The sequence below is a fragment of the Phaeodactylibacter xiamenensis genome (assembly GCF_965229835.1).
In the GTDB taxonomy this organism is placed as follows: Bacteria; Bacteroidota; Bacteroidia; order Chitinophagales; family Saprospiraceae; genus Phaeodactylibacter; species Phaeodactylibacter xiamenensis.
The window spans coordinates 4,977,076-4,990,463 of record NZ_OZ245931.1; the positions used below are offsets into that span (position 1 = coordinate 4,977,076).

Here is a 13,388-nt window from a genome sequence, read left to right on the forward strand (position 1 = left end):
TGCGGAAGTCACGGGTGTTTGCTAACTTCTCTGAGCTTTCTCCCTGGCCTTTTTGTAAGCCCGTGCTCCCAAAAAAATCAGACCCACAAAAACGATGATCCCACCGACAAGGTAGAGGTAATTCAGGGTGCCTGCCTTACCATAGACGGCGATGTAGGAAATGGAAATCAGAAATAAAGTAGGCATTTCGTTCAGTAGCCTGTACTGCCAGGAAGAGAAGGGGCGCTCCCCGGCTTCCATCCGCCGGATAATACGCTTATTCCAGAGGTGGTAAATGGTCATCAGTACCAGGAGCAGCAGCTTGAGGTGCATCCATCCGGGGGTGCCGGAGGTAAGATAGTTGGGGACAAGCGGTGAAAACAGGCCCAGCCCCACCATAATCAGCCCGGCCGTCCAGGTGATCATCATGGCCGGATTGCAAATGATGCGGTAGACCCGCCATTCCATGAGGTTGAATTGTTGTTTGAGCGTGCTGCGTTCCGGTTCTGCCTTGCCGGATGCTTCCTCATCGTATACAAAAATACGGCCCAGGTAAAACAGCCCGGCAAACCAGGAAACAAACCCCACCACATGTAAAGCTTTGAAGAAAAAAAGTGCGTTGGCCATGACCTGCTTTTTGGAATGAAGAAGGGCCCTGCTTGCACGCAGCGCCCTTCATTAACTTTTATAGTATCGGCTGTTTTTTTTAGGCAGCCTTTAGTTGCTTGCTGATTTTAGAGCGGCTGAGCTTTTCCTCTGCGTATGCTTTTGTGATTTCAAACCGGTCGACATCCTGCCGGGAAGGCAGTTCGAACATCGCATCTGTCATCACAGCCTCGCAGATAGACCGCAGGCCGCGCGCACCAAGATTGAAATCCAGCGCTTTTTCGGCAATAAACTCAATCGCATCCTCTGAAAACTCCAGCTTGATACCTTCCAGATCAAACAGTTTTTGGTATTGCTTGATGAGGGCATTGCGTGGCTCCACCAGAATTTGCTTGAGCGCTTCGATATCCAAAGGCTCCAGATAGGCCAGTACCGGCAAACGCCCCAGTAGTTCAGGGATAAGCCCAAAGGTGCGGAGATCCTGATGACTAATGTACTGCAGGAGCTTGGTCCGGTCAACCGCATCAGTAGAAGCTTCTTTGTTTTTAAAGCCGATGACATGGGTATTCACCCGGCGGGCGATTACCTTCTCAATACCGTCAAAAGCACCTCCGCAAATGAAGAGGATATTGCTCGTATTGATTTTGACCAGCTTTTGTTCCGGGTGCTTGCGCCCCCCCTGTGGCGGGACATTGACATCAGTGCCTTCCAGCATCTTCAGCATAGCTTGCTGCACGCCTTCACCGGAGACATCGCGTGTGATAGAAGGGTTGTCGCTTTTGCGTGCTACCTTATCGATCTCGTCAATGTATACAATGCCCTTTTCAGCGGCTGCCACGTCATAGTCACATACCTGTAGCAGTCGGCTGAGAATGCTTTCCACATCTTCCCCAACGTAGCCGGCTTCTGTGAATACGGTAGCATCAACTATGGAGAAGGGTACATTCAGGAACTTCGCAATGGTTTTAGCCAGCAGGGTTTTGCCTGTGCCGGTTTGACCTACAAAGACGATGTTGGACTTTTCGATCTCAATATCATCATTGCGGTGCTGCCGCAGGCGCTTGTAGTGGTTATAAACCGCTACGGAAAGAAACTTTTTGGCTTCGTCCTGCCCGATGACATATTCATCGAGGTGCCCCTTGATTTCCTGTGGCGTGATTTTATCTGGCAACAGAAAGTCCTGTTGTGGTGCTTCTTCTTCCTTGCGTTTGCCACCGTAGAGTTCTTCTTCAATGATTTCCCCTGCCTGTTCAACACAAACCTCACAGATGTGCCCGTCAATACCGGCAATGAGAATAAGTGCTTCAGACTTGTCCCTTCCGCAGAAGGAACAACGGTAGCTTTGTTTGCTTTTTCGCATACGCTGCTGTTTATAAAACTGCCGGCCAAAACAGCCTGGCTTGAATCGCTCAAAAAGAGACAGGGCGGACTCTGCGGCAGGGTCCGCCCGTCAGGGTTGTTTATATTTTTTCTTTGCGTGGGCTGTTACGGTCCAGAACCTCATCGATCAGTCCGTACTCTTTAGCCATTTCTGCAGTCATCCAGTTGTCGCGGTCACAGTCCTCCTCGATTTTTTCGTAAGGCTGGCCGGTGTGCTGTGCAAGAATATCATACAATTGCTTTTGCAGGTCCTTGATCAGCTTGTAGGAAATCTCCATATCAGTGACCTGACCCTGCATGCCACCCAGTGGCTGATGGATCATGACCCGGCTGTGGCGGAGGCAGGTACGCTTGCCTGTCTCTCCTGCTGTAAGCAATACAGCGCCCATAGAAGCAGCGAGGCCGGTACAGATTGTATTCACATCCGGAGCCACATACTGCATGGTATCGTAAATGCCCAGTCCGGCAATTACACTGCCACCCGGGCTGTTGATGAACATCTGCACGTCGCGCTTGGGGTCATCAGACTCCAGGAAAAGGAGCTGTGCCTGAATAACATTTGCAACGTAGTCGTTTACGGGCACACCCATGAAAATGATACGGTCCATCATCAGGCGGGAGAAGACGTCCATCGGGAAAACGTTCTTGATGCGCTCATCGATGATAGCCGTGGTGAAACCCTGTACATTAGGGCCTGCACCCATACCCATTGGAGTGGTTTGGTCGATGTATTTTTCGAGGTGCATGCTACTCATACCTAGGTGCTTGGTAGCATACTTCATGAATTCGTTCTTTTGGAACATGCGCTTTTTGCTTTAAGGTCTTATCCGGAGCAAAAACTCCGATGCGGTTTGAATATCAACTGTATTAACAACTTTGGTGCCCTGGGGTTGAATAAATAAAAAAAAGACTTGGAGCACCACCGTTTAAATATCAGAAAATATTTAATCGGCGCGTAATCCAAGCCTTTTCTCCGGTCCTGCTTACTCTTCTTCCTCCGCTACAGCGGGGATATTAGAGGCCTGTGCCGCTTTTACGGCACCTTCAAACTCCTCAAGGCTTACCGGCTTTTCTTCAACATTGACTTTCTCGATCAGGACTTCGAAGGTACGGTCGGTGAGGACTTCCTCGTACAGCTGCTCTACCTGCTTTTGGTCCTGAAGGATGCGCTGCGCGGTGCTATCCACGATCTGCTCCATGCCCGGCATAGATTGCCCTCCGAAATACTGACGGATGCGGCGGCGGGCGGCCTCTACGATATCGTCATTATTGACCTCTATCTCAAACTGCTCTACCAGCTTATTGCGGATCAGAGACCACTGGAGGTTCTTTTCGAAATTGTCGTACTCTTTTTCTATCGTCTCTTCGTCAACATCTTCGTTGTTGGCTTGCATCCACCGCTTGAGGAACGCTTCCGGGAACTCCATAGGATTTAGCTCCAGCAGTTTCTCCTGAATATCGCGGGACATAAGCGCTTCTGCCTGACCGTTGTAAAAGCCTTTGATCTGCTCGCGGATTTTCTCACGGGCTTCGGCTTCAGAAGTCACTTCTCCTTCTCCGAAAGTCTGATCGAAGAATTCCTGGTCCATTTCAGCAGGAACGATGCGTGTAACCTCAGTGATAGTGGCTTCAAATTCATTATTGAATTCTTTTTCAGCATCCTCCTCCTCGTCCAGGTCGAGGTAATATCTGCGGGCGTAGTCTTCGTCCCGGCCATTCTCAATATTAAGGATGTCAATCTTAAGCTTATCGCCCTGCTTTTTCTCCTTCAGGGTTTGCTTCAGGTCTTCGTTGGTATTGTTGCCGATGAGCAGGCTGAATTCAGAAGTGATGCCTTCTGCTTTAGGCGTATCGCCATCCAGCTCGGCCACTTCCAGTTTCACCATGTCGTTATCTTGTATGGTGCCTTCTACAGCTTTGCGCTCGCCGGAGCGTTTGCGGGCAGCCTGCAGGTCTTCATCTACCATCTCTTCACTCGGCTCTACGACCATCTTTTCGAAAGTCGTGTTCTCGTCCGCACCCTGTACTTCAAAATCCGGTGCGAGGCCGAGGTCAAATTTGAAAACGTAGTCCTGAAGGGTCTTCAGGTCAAAGTCCTGCGGTTCCTGATCAGCCGAAGGCAGGGGCTGTCCCAATATTTTGATATCGTTATCGGTCAGGTAGTCGTACAGCTCTTTCTGGAGCATTTCATTGATGACATCTGCCAGTACGCCCTTACCGTACATCTTTTTCAGAACAGATGCAGGCGTCTTCCCTTTCCGGAAGCCTTTCATGTTGGCTTGCTTACGATATTTGCTGAGTTCTGTTTTGAACTTAGGCTCGTAATCACTTTTCTCGAGGGTCACCGTGAGTACGGCGTTCAGGTTGTCGATATTTTCGTGTTCGACTTTTGGCATAACGCTTGGCGTTTGATGAATTCAATATTAAAGTGCAGGCTCTGAGCTTTGCGAGAACCCGTAACCCGAAGTGAAAGTTGAATGCTTGGTTATCGGGTAAGTATAATAAAGGCTGCATAACTCTAAGTGCTCATGCAGCCTTCGCGGTCGGCGCTCTGACCCATGCCCGGGTGGGCATGCATTTTACGCTCGCTGAGTATTTGGGTGATTGCAGGCTATGCACACTGCAATTTTCTTTTCCTTGTGCGGGTGGAGGGACTTCCCGGTAATCCTGACCTATGTCTTGTAAGACCGGGATAGACTTCTCGTCCCTCCACCTGCTTTGTCTTTTCCTTGTGCGGGTGGAGGGACTCGAACCCCCACGCCGTTAAGCACTAGATCCTAAGTCTAGCGCGTCTACCAATTTCGCCACACCCGCTCGGAAGATTGACCACTCAACAGGCATGTATGCTACGTTTAGCGACTGCGAGTTGCCACATCTCATTAAATGAGCGGCAAAGATAAGGTTTTTGTTCGGAAACTGCTACCTAAGGCGTAAAAAAATAATATCTAAAGGGGGGAGTCTATAGCTGGGAGTGCAGGCAGGCTGAAAAGTATGTTGGAAACGAAATTCTTTTTATTAGATTTGTAAAAAGGCTGCAGAAGCAGTAACTACAGTGATTGCTCCTTACCAAAACAACCCTATCCACCTTTTCAGCCTAAAGCAGCAGCAACGGCATGCTCCAATTGAATCAACTGCAATGATAAAAGACGATTTATTGGCTGGGATGGTGAAACGTTTTCCATTGTATATCGTTGAATATTAAATATTTGTGAAAGTCAGCACTAAAAGTGGACGATAGGCATTGCCTGTGCGTTCTATTAAAGTAACTTAGTCAATCAGCAAATCTGTACACGTGAACTAACAAATTACTAATCCAGCAGGACACACAAGATTATGGCAGAGGTATTGATCGAAAATAATGAAGAAAGGCAGCTCATTCAGGGTGCATACCGCGATTTGCTCCGGTCTATCAAGTCAGATGTGTATGAAGAGGACCGCGTAAATATCCGGGCAGCCTATGAGCTAGCTGTGCAGGCCCATGCTGCCCAGCGGCGTAAGTCGGGAGAACCTTACATCCTGCATCCTATCGCTGTAGCCAAGATTTGTGCTGATGAGATTGGGCTTGGGCCCACTGCTATCATTTGCGCTCTTCTGCACGACGTTGTTGAGGATACGGAGGTGACCCTGGAGGATATTCGGGAGCAATTTGGGGCCCGTATTGCGAAAATCGTGGATGGCCTCACCAAGCTGGATAGTGCCTATAATGCAGAGAGCCCCCAGGCAGAGAACTTCCGTAAGGTGCTCAGCACACTGGTGGATGATGTGCGGGTGGTGCTCATCAAGATGGCTGACCGCCTGCATAACATGCGTACCCTCGGGGCTATGCCGCGCCACAAGCAGCTCAAGATTGCAGCTGAGACGAGTTATGTTTATGCTCCTCTGGCGCACCGGTTAGGGCTCTACAATATCAAGACGGAGTATCTGGACCTCTGTATGAAAATTACAGACCCGGACGACTACCGCGAGATCGCCCGAAAACTGGCAGAAACAAAGCGCTCAAGAGAAGCCTATATTTCTGCTTTTATTGAGCCGCTGCGCCAAAAGCTGAATGACCTTGACGTCCCCTACGAAATTGTGGGGCGTGCTAAGTCCATTTATTCCATCTGGAATAAGATCAAGAATAAGAATGTCCCTTTTGAGGAAATATATGACCTCTTTGCAGTCCGCATCATAGTAGACGTGCCAATTGAGCAGGAACGACTGATCTGCTGGCAGATTTACAGCATCGTGACGGATGTGCACACGCCTATACCTGAGCGGCTCAAAGATTGGATTACTACGCCCAAGTCCAATGGTTACGAATCCTTACATACCACCGTTATCGGGCCACAGGGCCGCTTTGTGGAAGTCCAGATCCGCTCGGTACGCATGGATGAGATCGCCGAGCGTGGATTTGCGGCGCACTGGAAGTATAAGGGAGTGTCCAGAAATCCCGACCTCTACGAGCGCTGGCTGGATAGCGTGCGGGAAATCCTGGAGGATCCGCAAACGGATGCCGTTGAATTTTTGGGCGACTTTAAATCCAATAACCTCTTCAACGAGGAGGTATTTGTTTATACGCCCAAAGGAGATATGCGCATTTTACCGAAAGGCGCTACTGCACTCGACTTTGCCTTTGGCATTCATTCTGATGTGGGCTACCACTGCCAGGCAGTACGGGTGAACAACCGCATTGTGCCCATGGGCTACGAATTGCGCAACGGGGACCAATTGGAGGTCATCACCAATAAGAAACAGCACCCCACAGAGGACTGGCTGAAAATGGTGACGACGGGGAAAGCCCGCGCTAAAATACGCTCCGCCATGAAAGAGGAGCGCCGCCGACAGGGAGAGGTCGGCCGGGAAGCGCTGGAGCGCAAGTTGAAACCACTGAAGGTGGACTATGAAGAGTCTGTGGAGCAGCTTGTCAAATATTATGATACCACCTCGCACGTAGACCTTTATTTTGCTATAGCGACTGGCGAGCTGAATGTCAATGATATTTTGAAAACCCATCAGGTTGATGTTTATAACGATGGCTCCCGCCATTTGGTGGAGCGCCCGGAAGAACCGGTGGAAGCCGAACGTGCACCGGAAGATGTGCCCAAGCGCCGCCGCCAGAAAATTACGGATAAGCCGCGCCTGCTGATCAACGGAGAACCGGCGGAGCGCTTTGATTACTCTTTCGCCAGTTGCTGTAACCCGGTGCAGGGCGATGCCATCTTTGCCTACCTGACGGCTAATGCCGGATTGAAGATTCATCGTTCAAATTGCCCGAATGCGACCAATTTGATCGCACACTACGGCTATCGGGTCATGAAGGCCGAGTGGGTGTCTACCACCAATTCCACCTTTGTGGTCAATCTGAAAATCACGGGTATTGACGATGGGCCGGGTGTGATTGAGCGGCTTACCCACAGTATTTCCACCAATTTGGGGCTCAATATCCGTTCCTTTAGCATCGAAGGGAACGAAGGCTACTTCACCGGTCAGATCAGTCTGCTGGTGAAAAATACAGACCAGCTGTATATGGCTATTCAGGGCCTCAAGAACTTAGATAACATCTCTACTGTTACTAGGGTAGATTAATTTTAACAAGTATCTGGATATGAGTGCGGGCAGAACACAAGAGGAAATCATCAAGGAGGTCAAAAATATTTTTGCCTCCCACCTTGAGAAGAACAACTTCCGGAAGACCCCGGAGCGCTTTGCGATTTTGGAAGAAATCTATAAGCGTACAGACCACTTCGATGCCGAAGCGCTCTACATCCACATGAAAAACCAAAACTACCGGGTGAGCCGGGCAACAGTTTACAACACCCTGGAATTGCTGGTGAATTGTGACCTGGTGAAGAAGCATCAGTTTGGTAAAAATCTGGCGCAGTACGAGAAGTCTTACGGCTACAAACAACACGATCACCTGATCTGCGTTGATTGTGGTAAGGTCCTTGAGTTTTGCGATCCGCGTATTCAGCAAATCAAGAGTATGATGGGAGAGTTATTAAAGTTTAATATCACCCACCACTCTCTCAACCTCTACGGGCAGTGCGATGGTGCCTGCCCCCGGACTGCTGCCGTAAATGCGGACGCTGAGGCGGCTAAACCGTAAGAAATATCACTGCACCCATGAACTTAAACTACTCTCTTGCCGAAAAAGACGGCATACAGGTACTCCAAATTAAGGATTTGCTGAGCGAGCACGCCAACCGCGAGATCATCAAGGCTGTAGAGCACAAGCTGCGCGAGGGGTATGCTTCCTTTGTGGTAGACCTTGCTGCCGTAGAATACATGAATAGCGTAGGGCTCAACTTCCTCCTTACGATGCGGGCCCGGTCTACGGAAAGTGGCGGAGGTCTGGTTGTAGCTAATGTCTCCGAAAAGGTGAAGAGCTTGCTGGATATGACTAAGCTTACACCTATGTTTGTTATGAGTACTTCCGTTGAGCAGGCATTGCAAAAAGTACAGCAAAACTAAATCGTTCTCTGCCTTAACTCAAGAAATCTTAGGATTATTCAACCTGATGGATACTGGTATTCCGTCAGGTTTTGTTAATTTGCTCCCTTTGTACAAAAAGACACTTTCCCGGCCACCAAGTAGACGGCAGCCGGGTTTCTAAATTTTAAAAAATGGCGATTGACGTAATCCTCGGCCTTCAATGGGGCGATGAGGGAAAAGGAAAAATTGTTGATTACCTGGCTTCCGATTACGATATAGTAGCGCGCTTTCAGGGCGGGCCCAATGCTGGGCATACCCTGAAGTTTGACGGCAAAAAGTTTGTCCTGCACACGATCCCTTCCGGTATTTTCCGCATGGAACAGAAAAACCTGATCGGCAACGGTGTAGTCATTGATCCGATTACGCTGTCTAAAGAGCTGGATAAGCTCCGGGACGCCGGTGTTAGCTTCAAAGATCGCTTGCTGGTGTCGAAAAAAGCGCACCTGATTTTACCCACGCACCGCTTGCTGGATGCGGCTTCCGAAAATGCCAAAGGGAAGGCCAAAATTGGTTCCACCCTCAAAGGTATCGGGCCTACTTACATGGATAAAACGGGCCGCAATGGCCTGCGGGCCGGTGATATAGCCCGTCCTGATTTTATGGAGCGTTACCTCGCGCTTAAGGAAAAGCACCTCAGCCTGCTGGAGATTTATCCCCCTGTCGATTTCGATCTGGAGGCGGAAGAAGCCCGGTGGATGGAGTGCCTCAATGAGCTGCGTGCCCTGCAAATGGTGGATGGTGAATATTACATCAATGAAGCATTAAAAGCCGGCAAGAAGATCCTTGCTGAAGGCGCACAGGGCTCTATGCTGGATATTGACTACGGTACCTATCCTTTCGTTACCTCTTCCAATACCATTTCTGCTGGTGTATGCACCGGCTTAGGCGTAGCACCCAGCCAAATTGGCGAGGTCATCGGTATCACCAAAGCGTATTGTACCCGGGTAGGCTCCGGTCCGTTCCCTACTGAGCTGCACGATGAGACCGGTGAACGGCTTCGGACGGAAGGCGGTGAATTTGGCGCAACCACTGGCCGCCCCCGGCGCTGCGGCTGGATTGACCTGCCTCAGCTGCGCTACACCATTATGGTTAATGGCGTCACTCAGCTGGTGATGACAAAAATCGACGTCCTGAATGTTTTTGAGGACATTAGTGCCGCTATTGCCTATAAGATTGACGGTATGGAAACGCAAGCCCTGCCTTACGATATTTGTGATCAGGAGTTGGAGCCCATCTTTGAATCCAGAAAGGGCTGGGCGGTAACGCTCGACGGTATTACAGCCTTCGATGCGCTGCCAGAAGCTGCTAAAGACTACATTGTTTACATAGAGCAACAGCTGAATGTAAGGATATCTATGGTTTCTACCGGGCCCGAACGGGAAAAACTAATCGTGCGTTAACCGGAGTAGTTACTTCTGTGCCGTGATAATGTACTGATAATCCAATGCAGTATCGTTGGTTTTTATAGATTGATAACCTGCTTCGTACATCATCTCTTCGAGCCTGTACAGGGGCAACCGTATGGTGGAAGGAGGGCCTATGTCCGTACGCTTCCGCTTAAAGTCAACGATCATTAACAGGCCATTGTCAGATAAGCACTTGCGTAGGGTCCTGAGGTAGGCATCTTTATCCCGGATATACATAAACGTGTTGACAATCATAATGACATCTGCTTCCTCGGGCTCAAGGTTAGGATGTGTGGGTGAGGCCAGGCGGGTTTCCAGCCGTTGTGCAGCGGTTTCATCCATCTCCAGTACCTTTATACTGTCGATATAATTGAGAAAGCGCTGGTCAATATCAATAGCAATGACCTTTTCTGCTTTCTCTGTAAGCCGTTTGGCAAAAAAACCGGTGCCTGCTCCAATATCGGCTACTGTTTTATTGTCGAGGTCGCCCAGCATACTCAGGATCATCTCCGGTTTTTGCCACACCATCCGGTTGGTATTCTCGTACATCTCTTTTTCCTTTACCCGGGCTCTGGTTTCGGTGACAGTATCCTCTGCCGCCTCTGTTGGTGTGGTTTCAGTAATTTGATCAGGGTAGGCCGTTTGTTCCGAAGAAGAGGATGAAGGCTGGCAAGACCAGATCAGCGTTGCGGTAAGCAGGAAAAACAGTAGTCGGTGTAGCATAAAGAATTTATTTACGCCAAAGTTAGTAAACCGTTGCTTAATCTGAACGATAATAGGCTTTGCTGTAGGTCTTCCTACTGGCACAAAGTCAGCAGAAACTGTTCCATGGCCTTTCGGATTTTACCTCCTGAGCCTTCGTAACGGTTTACGATGATGGAAAAAGCCAGCCGCTGCCCATCGCGCGTATCCACATAACCGGTTAGTGCACGTACCCGCTCCAGCGTACCGGTTTTGGCTAAAACACGCCCTTCTGCCGCAGTGCCTTTCAGGGCATACTTCATAGAACCGCTTCTTCCGGCTACGGGCAGGGAGGCTTCAAAGGCCTGGAACACATCGGCTGGTCCGAGGGCCATCTTACGCATGAAGGCGGCGAGAAAGCGCGCAGGTACCGCATTGCCCTCTGACAAACCGCTGCCATCGTCCAGAAAAACTCCTTCCCAGCTGAGGCCCCGGCTTTCCCAGTATTCCTGTATAGCTTTATGGCCAGCTGCGTGACTGCCTTCCTGACTCTGCTCCCATCCAATTGTGCGCAGCATCGCTTCACAGTAGAGGTTGATACTCTCCATATTAGTCCGCTCCACAATAGCAGAAAGTGCAGGAGAGTAGTGGGTGTAAAGCGTGGTCTTTTCTGAATTAGCTGCCACAAAGGACCGGTCCGCTCCCCCGGCGGGGATACCTACCCCTGACAGTTCCTGTTGCAGTGTCTGTGCCAAAAGTAAGGGAGGGTCAGGTAGTGCTCCTTTGATGGTGAAAGTGCCGCTTCCGGCAGGGATGCTGCCCCTTACATAGCGTTCCATCTGGTAGGGCGCGCCGAAAATATAAGCGTTGTCGCCGGAGCCCGGGCTGCCAGAGACCACCTCGTTGCTAAAAGTCAGGCCTGGTACAAAGGGGGTGGTGCCGGATATCGGAGGTGTCTTCCCCTCTGCTGTTTGTTTAAAATGTAGTTCGTGCAGGTTCTCGTGCCAGTTGAGCGACCAGGCACCGGCAGCGTAGTAGTTGCCCATGTCCTCCCACTGCCAGGTCCGGCAGTAAGCCTGCGATCCAAAAGCGGAGGCGTCTCCTATCACCCTGCCTTTAACATGGCGAATGCCGGCCCGCTGCACAGCTAACCGAAACAGGCGAAGCGTCTCTTCCGGACCAGAGGCTGCTTCCAGCAAGGGAGAGCCCAAGGTGGGGTCCCCGCTGCCATATAGGAAAAGATTACCTTCAAGTACGCCGCTTTTATTGATGGAGCCTTCGTACTGTAGCTTTGTCGAAAAGCGGTAGTCCGGGCCGAGCAGCGCAAGGGCGCTGCCGGTAGTAAGGACCTTCAGATTGGAGGCTGGCTTTAGGCTCAAATCAGGATCAACCTGCGCCACTGTTTTACCGGAAGCGACATCAATGACGCATAAGCTGATGCTGCCGTGTTTCAGAGCAGGGCTCGCCGCCAATCGGTCGGCGGCCCGCTGCCAGCTGCTCTGTGCAGTAGCGGGCGGGCTAAAGCTTAACATCAGCAGGGCAAGGGCAAGGTACTTGAACATGCGAAAGCGGATTTTTAAGGTTGAGCAGGAAGCACTTTCCCTGCTGCTTCACCGAAGCCAATACGCAATCCGTCCTGCTCACAGTATCCGCGCATCGTCACAGTGTCTCCATCGTGGATGAACTTGCGCTCGCTGCCATCGGGCATGGCGATAGGCTTAGTGCCCCGCCAGGTAAGCTCCAGCATAGAGCCATAAGAGGACTCCTCCGGCCCGCTAATCGTACCTGATGCCATGATGTCCCCCACCCGGAGGTTGCAGCCATTGACAGTATGGTGCGCCAGTTGCTGCGCCATGCTCCAGTACAGGTACTTGAAGTTGGAGGTGCAAACCGTTTTCTCTTCACCGTTTTCCGGCTGAATGGCCATGCTGATATGGATATCGAAAGTATTTGCACCCTCTATTTGCAGGTAGGGTAGCGGTTCGGGGTTTTGCTTTGGGCCAGCCGTACGGAATGGCTCCAGTGCATCAAGGGTGACGATCCAGGGCGAAATGGTTGAAGCGAAGCTTTTGCCCAGGAAAGGCCCAAGCGGTACATATTCCCACTTTTGGATATCACGTGCTGACCAGTCGTTGAAGAGCATCATCCCGAAGATGTACTCTTCTGCCTGCGCCACATCCACCCGGCTGCCCAGCTTAGTAGACTTGCCCACTACAAAGCCCATCTCCAGCTCAAAGTCGAGCAGTTTGGAAGGGCCAAAGACCGGCTGTTCCGCATCATTGGGGATTTGTTGCCCCATAGGACGGCGTACAGGTGTACCCGAAACGATAATCGAAGAGGCACGCCCGTGGTAGCCCACAGGCAAGTGCAGCCAGTTCGGCATTAGCGCATTATCCCTGCCCCGAAACATGGTGCCAACATTGGTGGCATGCTCGCGGCTGGAGTAAAAGTCGGTGTAATCGCCCACTTCAACGGGGAGCAGCATTTCCACCTCCTGCCGTGGGTGGAGGAAGTAATCTGCCAGCTGACTGGCATCCCAGTCTTCCAGGTCATCGTCAAGCACTTCGGAAATGCGGTTGCGGACCGCACGGGTTTTGATTTTGCCCAAAGCCATAAAATTGTTAATCGTCGGCTGGGCAAAGACTTCCCGGGGCACGTCAAGGTCATCGAAAAAGCCATGTTCTGACAATACCTGCAAATCTGCGATGTGGTCTCCGATCGCAGTGCACATTCTCGGGGTCAGTCCCGGTGTTTTGAATATGCCAAAAGGTAAATTCTGTATCGGGAAATCGCTGCCCTTGGGTACGGGCACCCACGACTTAAGCTTAGGGTCGTTTGCTTTGATCATTACAATTTGGTTTT

Annotated in this window: 11 protein-coding genes and 1 tRNA gene; 4 read left to right on the forward strand and 8 right to left on the reverse strand. The window is 50.6% G+C overall.

Annotated elements, in window-relative coordinates; translation table 11 throughout:
• Positions 1–21 precede the first annotated feature (21 nt).
• From ACO08I_RS18985 to ACO08I_RS19005, 5 genes are all read right to left on the reverse strand, one after another.
• Positions 22–606 (reverse strand): CopD family protein, encoded by a 585-nt coding sequence (locus ACO08I_RS18985; protein ID WP_421946772.1) that lies wholly within the window; start codon positions 604–606, stop codon positions 22–24.
• Positions 607–685: 79 nt separating this feature from the next.
• The gene (gene clpX / locus ACO08I_RS18990) at positions 686–1,945 is read right to left on the reverse strand and encodes an ATP-dependent Clp protease ATP-binding subunit ClpX (protein WP_044219662.1); all 1,260 of its coding nucleotides are present in this window, start codon (positions 1,943–1,945) and stop codon (positions 686–688) included.
• Positions 1,946–2,045: 100 nt separating this feature from the next.
• A complete protein-coding gene (locus ACO08I_RS18995) occupies positions 2,046–2,768 on the reverse strand; it encodes a ClpP family protease (protein ID WP_044219666.1) in 723 nt (240 codons plus the stop codon).
• A gap of 180 nt (positions 2,769–2,948) precedes the next feature.
• The gene (tig, locus tag ACO08I_RS19000; RefSeq protein WP_282775503.1) at positions 2,949–4,361 is read right to left on the reverse strand and encodes a trigger factor; all 1,413 of its coding nucleotides are present in this window, start codon (positions 4,359–4,361) and stop codon (positions 2,949–2,951) included.
• A gap of 336 nt (positions 4,362–4,697) precedes the next feature.
• Positions 4,698–4,779 (reverse strand) — tRNA-Leu (locus ACO08I_RS19005).
• A gap of 519 nt (positions 4,780–5,298) precedes the next feature.
• Here ACO08I_RS19005 and ACO08I_RS19010 point away from each other — a divergent pair.
• The 4 genes from ACO08I_RS19010 to ACO08I_RS19025 all read left to right on the forward strand — a co-directional run bounded on the left by ACO08I_RS19010 (position 5,299) and on the right by ACO08I_RS19025 (position 9,839).
• The gene (locus ACO08I_RS19010; protein ID WP_044219671.1) at positions 5,299–7,533 is read left to right on the forward strand and encodes a RelA/SpoT family protein; all 2,235 of its coding nucleotides are present in this window, start codon (positions 5,299–5,301) and stop codon (positions 7,531–7,533) included.
• A 19-nt stretch (positions 7,534–7,552) separates the two neighbouring features.
• Positions 7,553–8,053: a Fur family transcriptional regulator gene (locus ACO08I_RS19015; RefSeq protein ID WP_044219674.1), complete on the forward strand. Its 501-nt coding sequence runs from the start codon at positions 7,553–7,555 to the stop codon at positions 8,051–8,053.
• 17 nt (positions 8,054–8,070) lie between these two features.
• Complete coding sequence (locus ACO08I_RS19020) at positions 8,071–8,418, forward strand: STAS domain-containing protein (protein WP_044219676.1); 348 nt, start codon at positions 8,071–8,073, stop codon at positions 8,416–8,418.
• A 152-nt stretch (positions 8,419–8,570) separates the two neighbouring features.
• A complete protein-coding gene (locus tag ACO08I_RS19025) occupies positions 8,571–9,839 on the forward strand; it encodes an adenylosuccinate synthase (RefSeq protein ID WP_421946773.1) in 1,269 nt (422 codons plus the stop codon).
• Between the two features lie 9 nt (positions 9,840–9,848).
• On the opposite strand, the gene ACO08I_RS19030 is transcribed toward ACO08I_RS19025, so the two are convergent.
• The 3 genes from ACO08I_RS19030 to fahA form a co-directional block, all read right to left on the reverse strand.
• Positions 9,849–10,568 (reverse strand): class I SAM-dependent methyltransferase, encoded by a 720-nt coding sequence (locus ACO08I_RS19030; RefSeq protein ID WP_282775504.1) that lies wholly within the window; start codon positions 10,566–10,568, stop codon positions 9,849–9,851.
• Positions 10,569–10,642: 74 nt separating this feature from the next.
• Positions 10,643–12,088 (reverse strand): D-alanyl-D-alanine carboxypeptidase/D-alanyl-D-alanine endopeptidase, encoded by a 1,446-nt coding sequence (dacB, locus tag ACO08I_RS19035; RefSeq protein ID WP_421946774.1) that lies wholly within the window; start codon positions 12,086–12,088, stop codon positions 10,643–10,645.
• 14 nt (positions 12,089–12,102) lie between these two features.
• Entirely contained in the window at positions 12,103–13,374 is a 1,272-nt protein-coding gene (fahA, locus tag ACO08I_RS19040) for a fumarylacetoacetase (RefSeq protein ID WP_282775506.1), read from the reverse strand.
• Positions 13,375–13,388 lie beyond the last annotated feature (14 nt).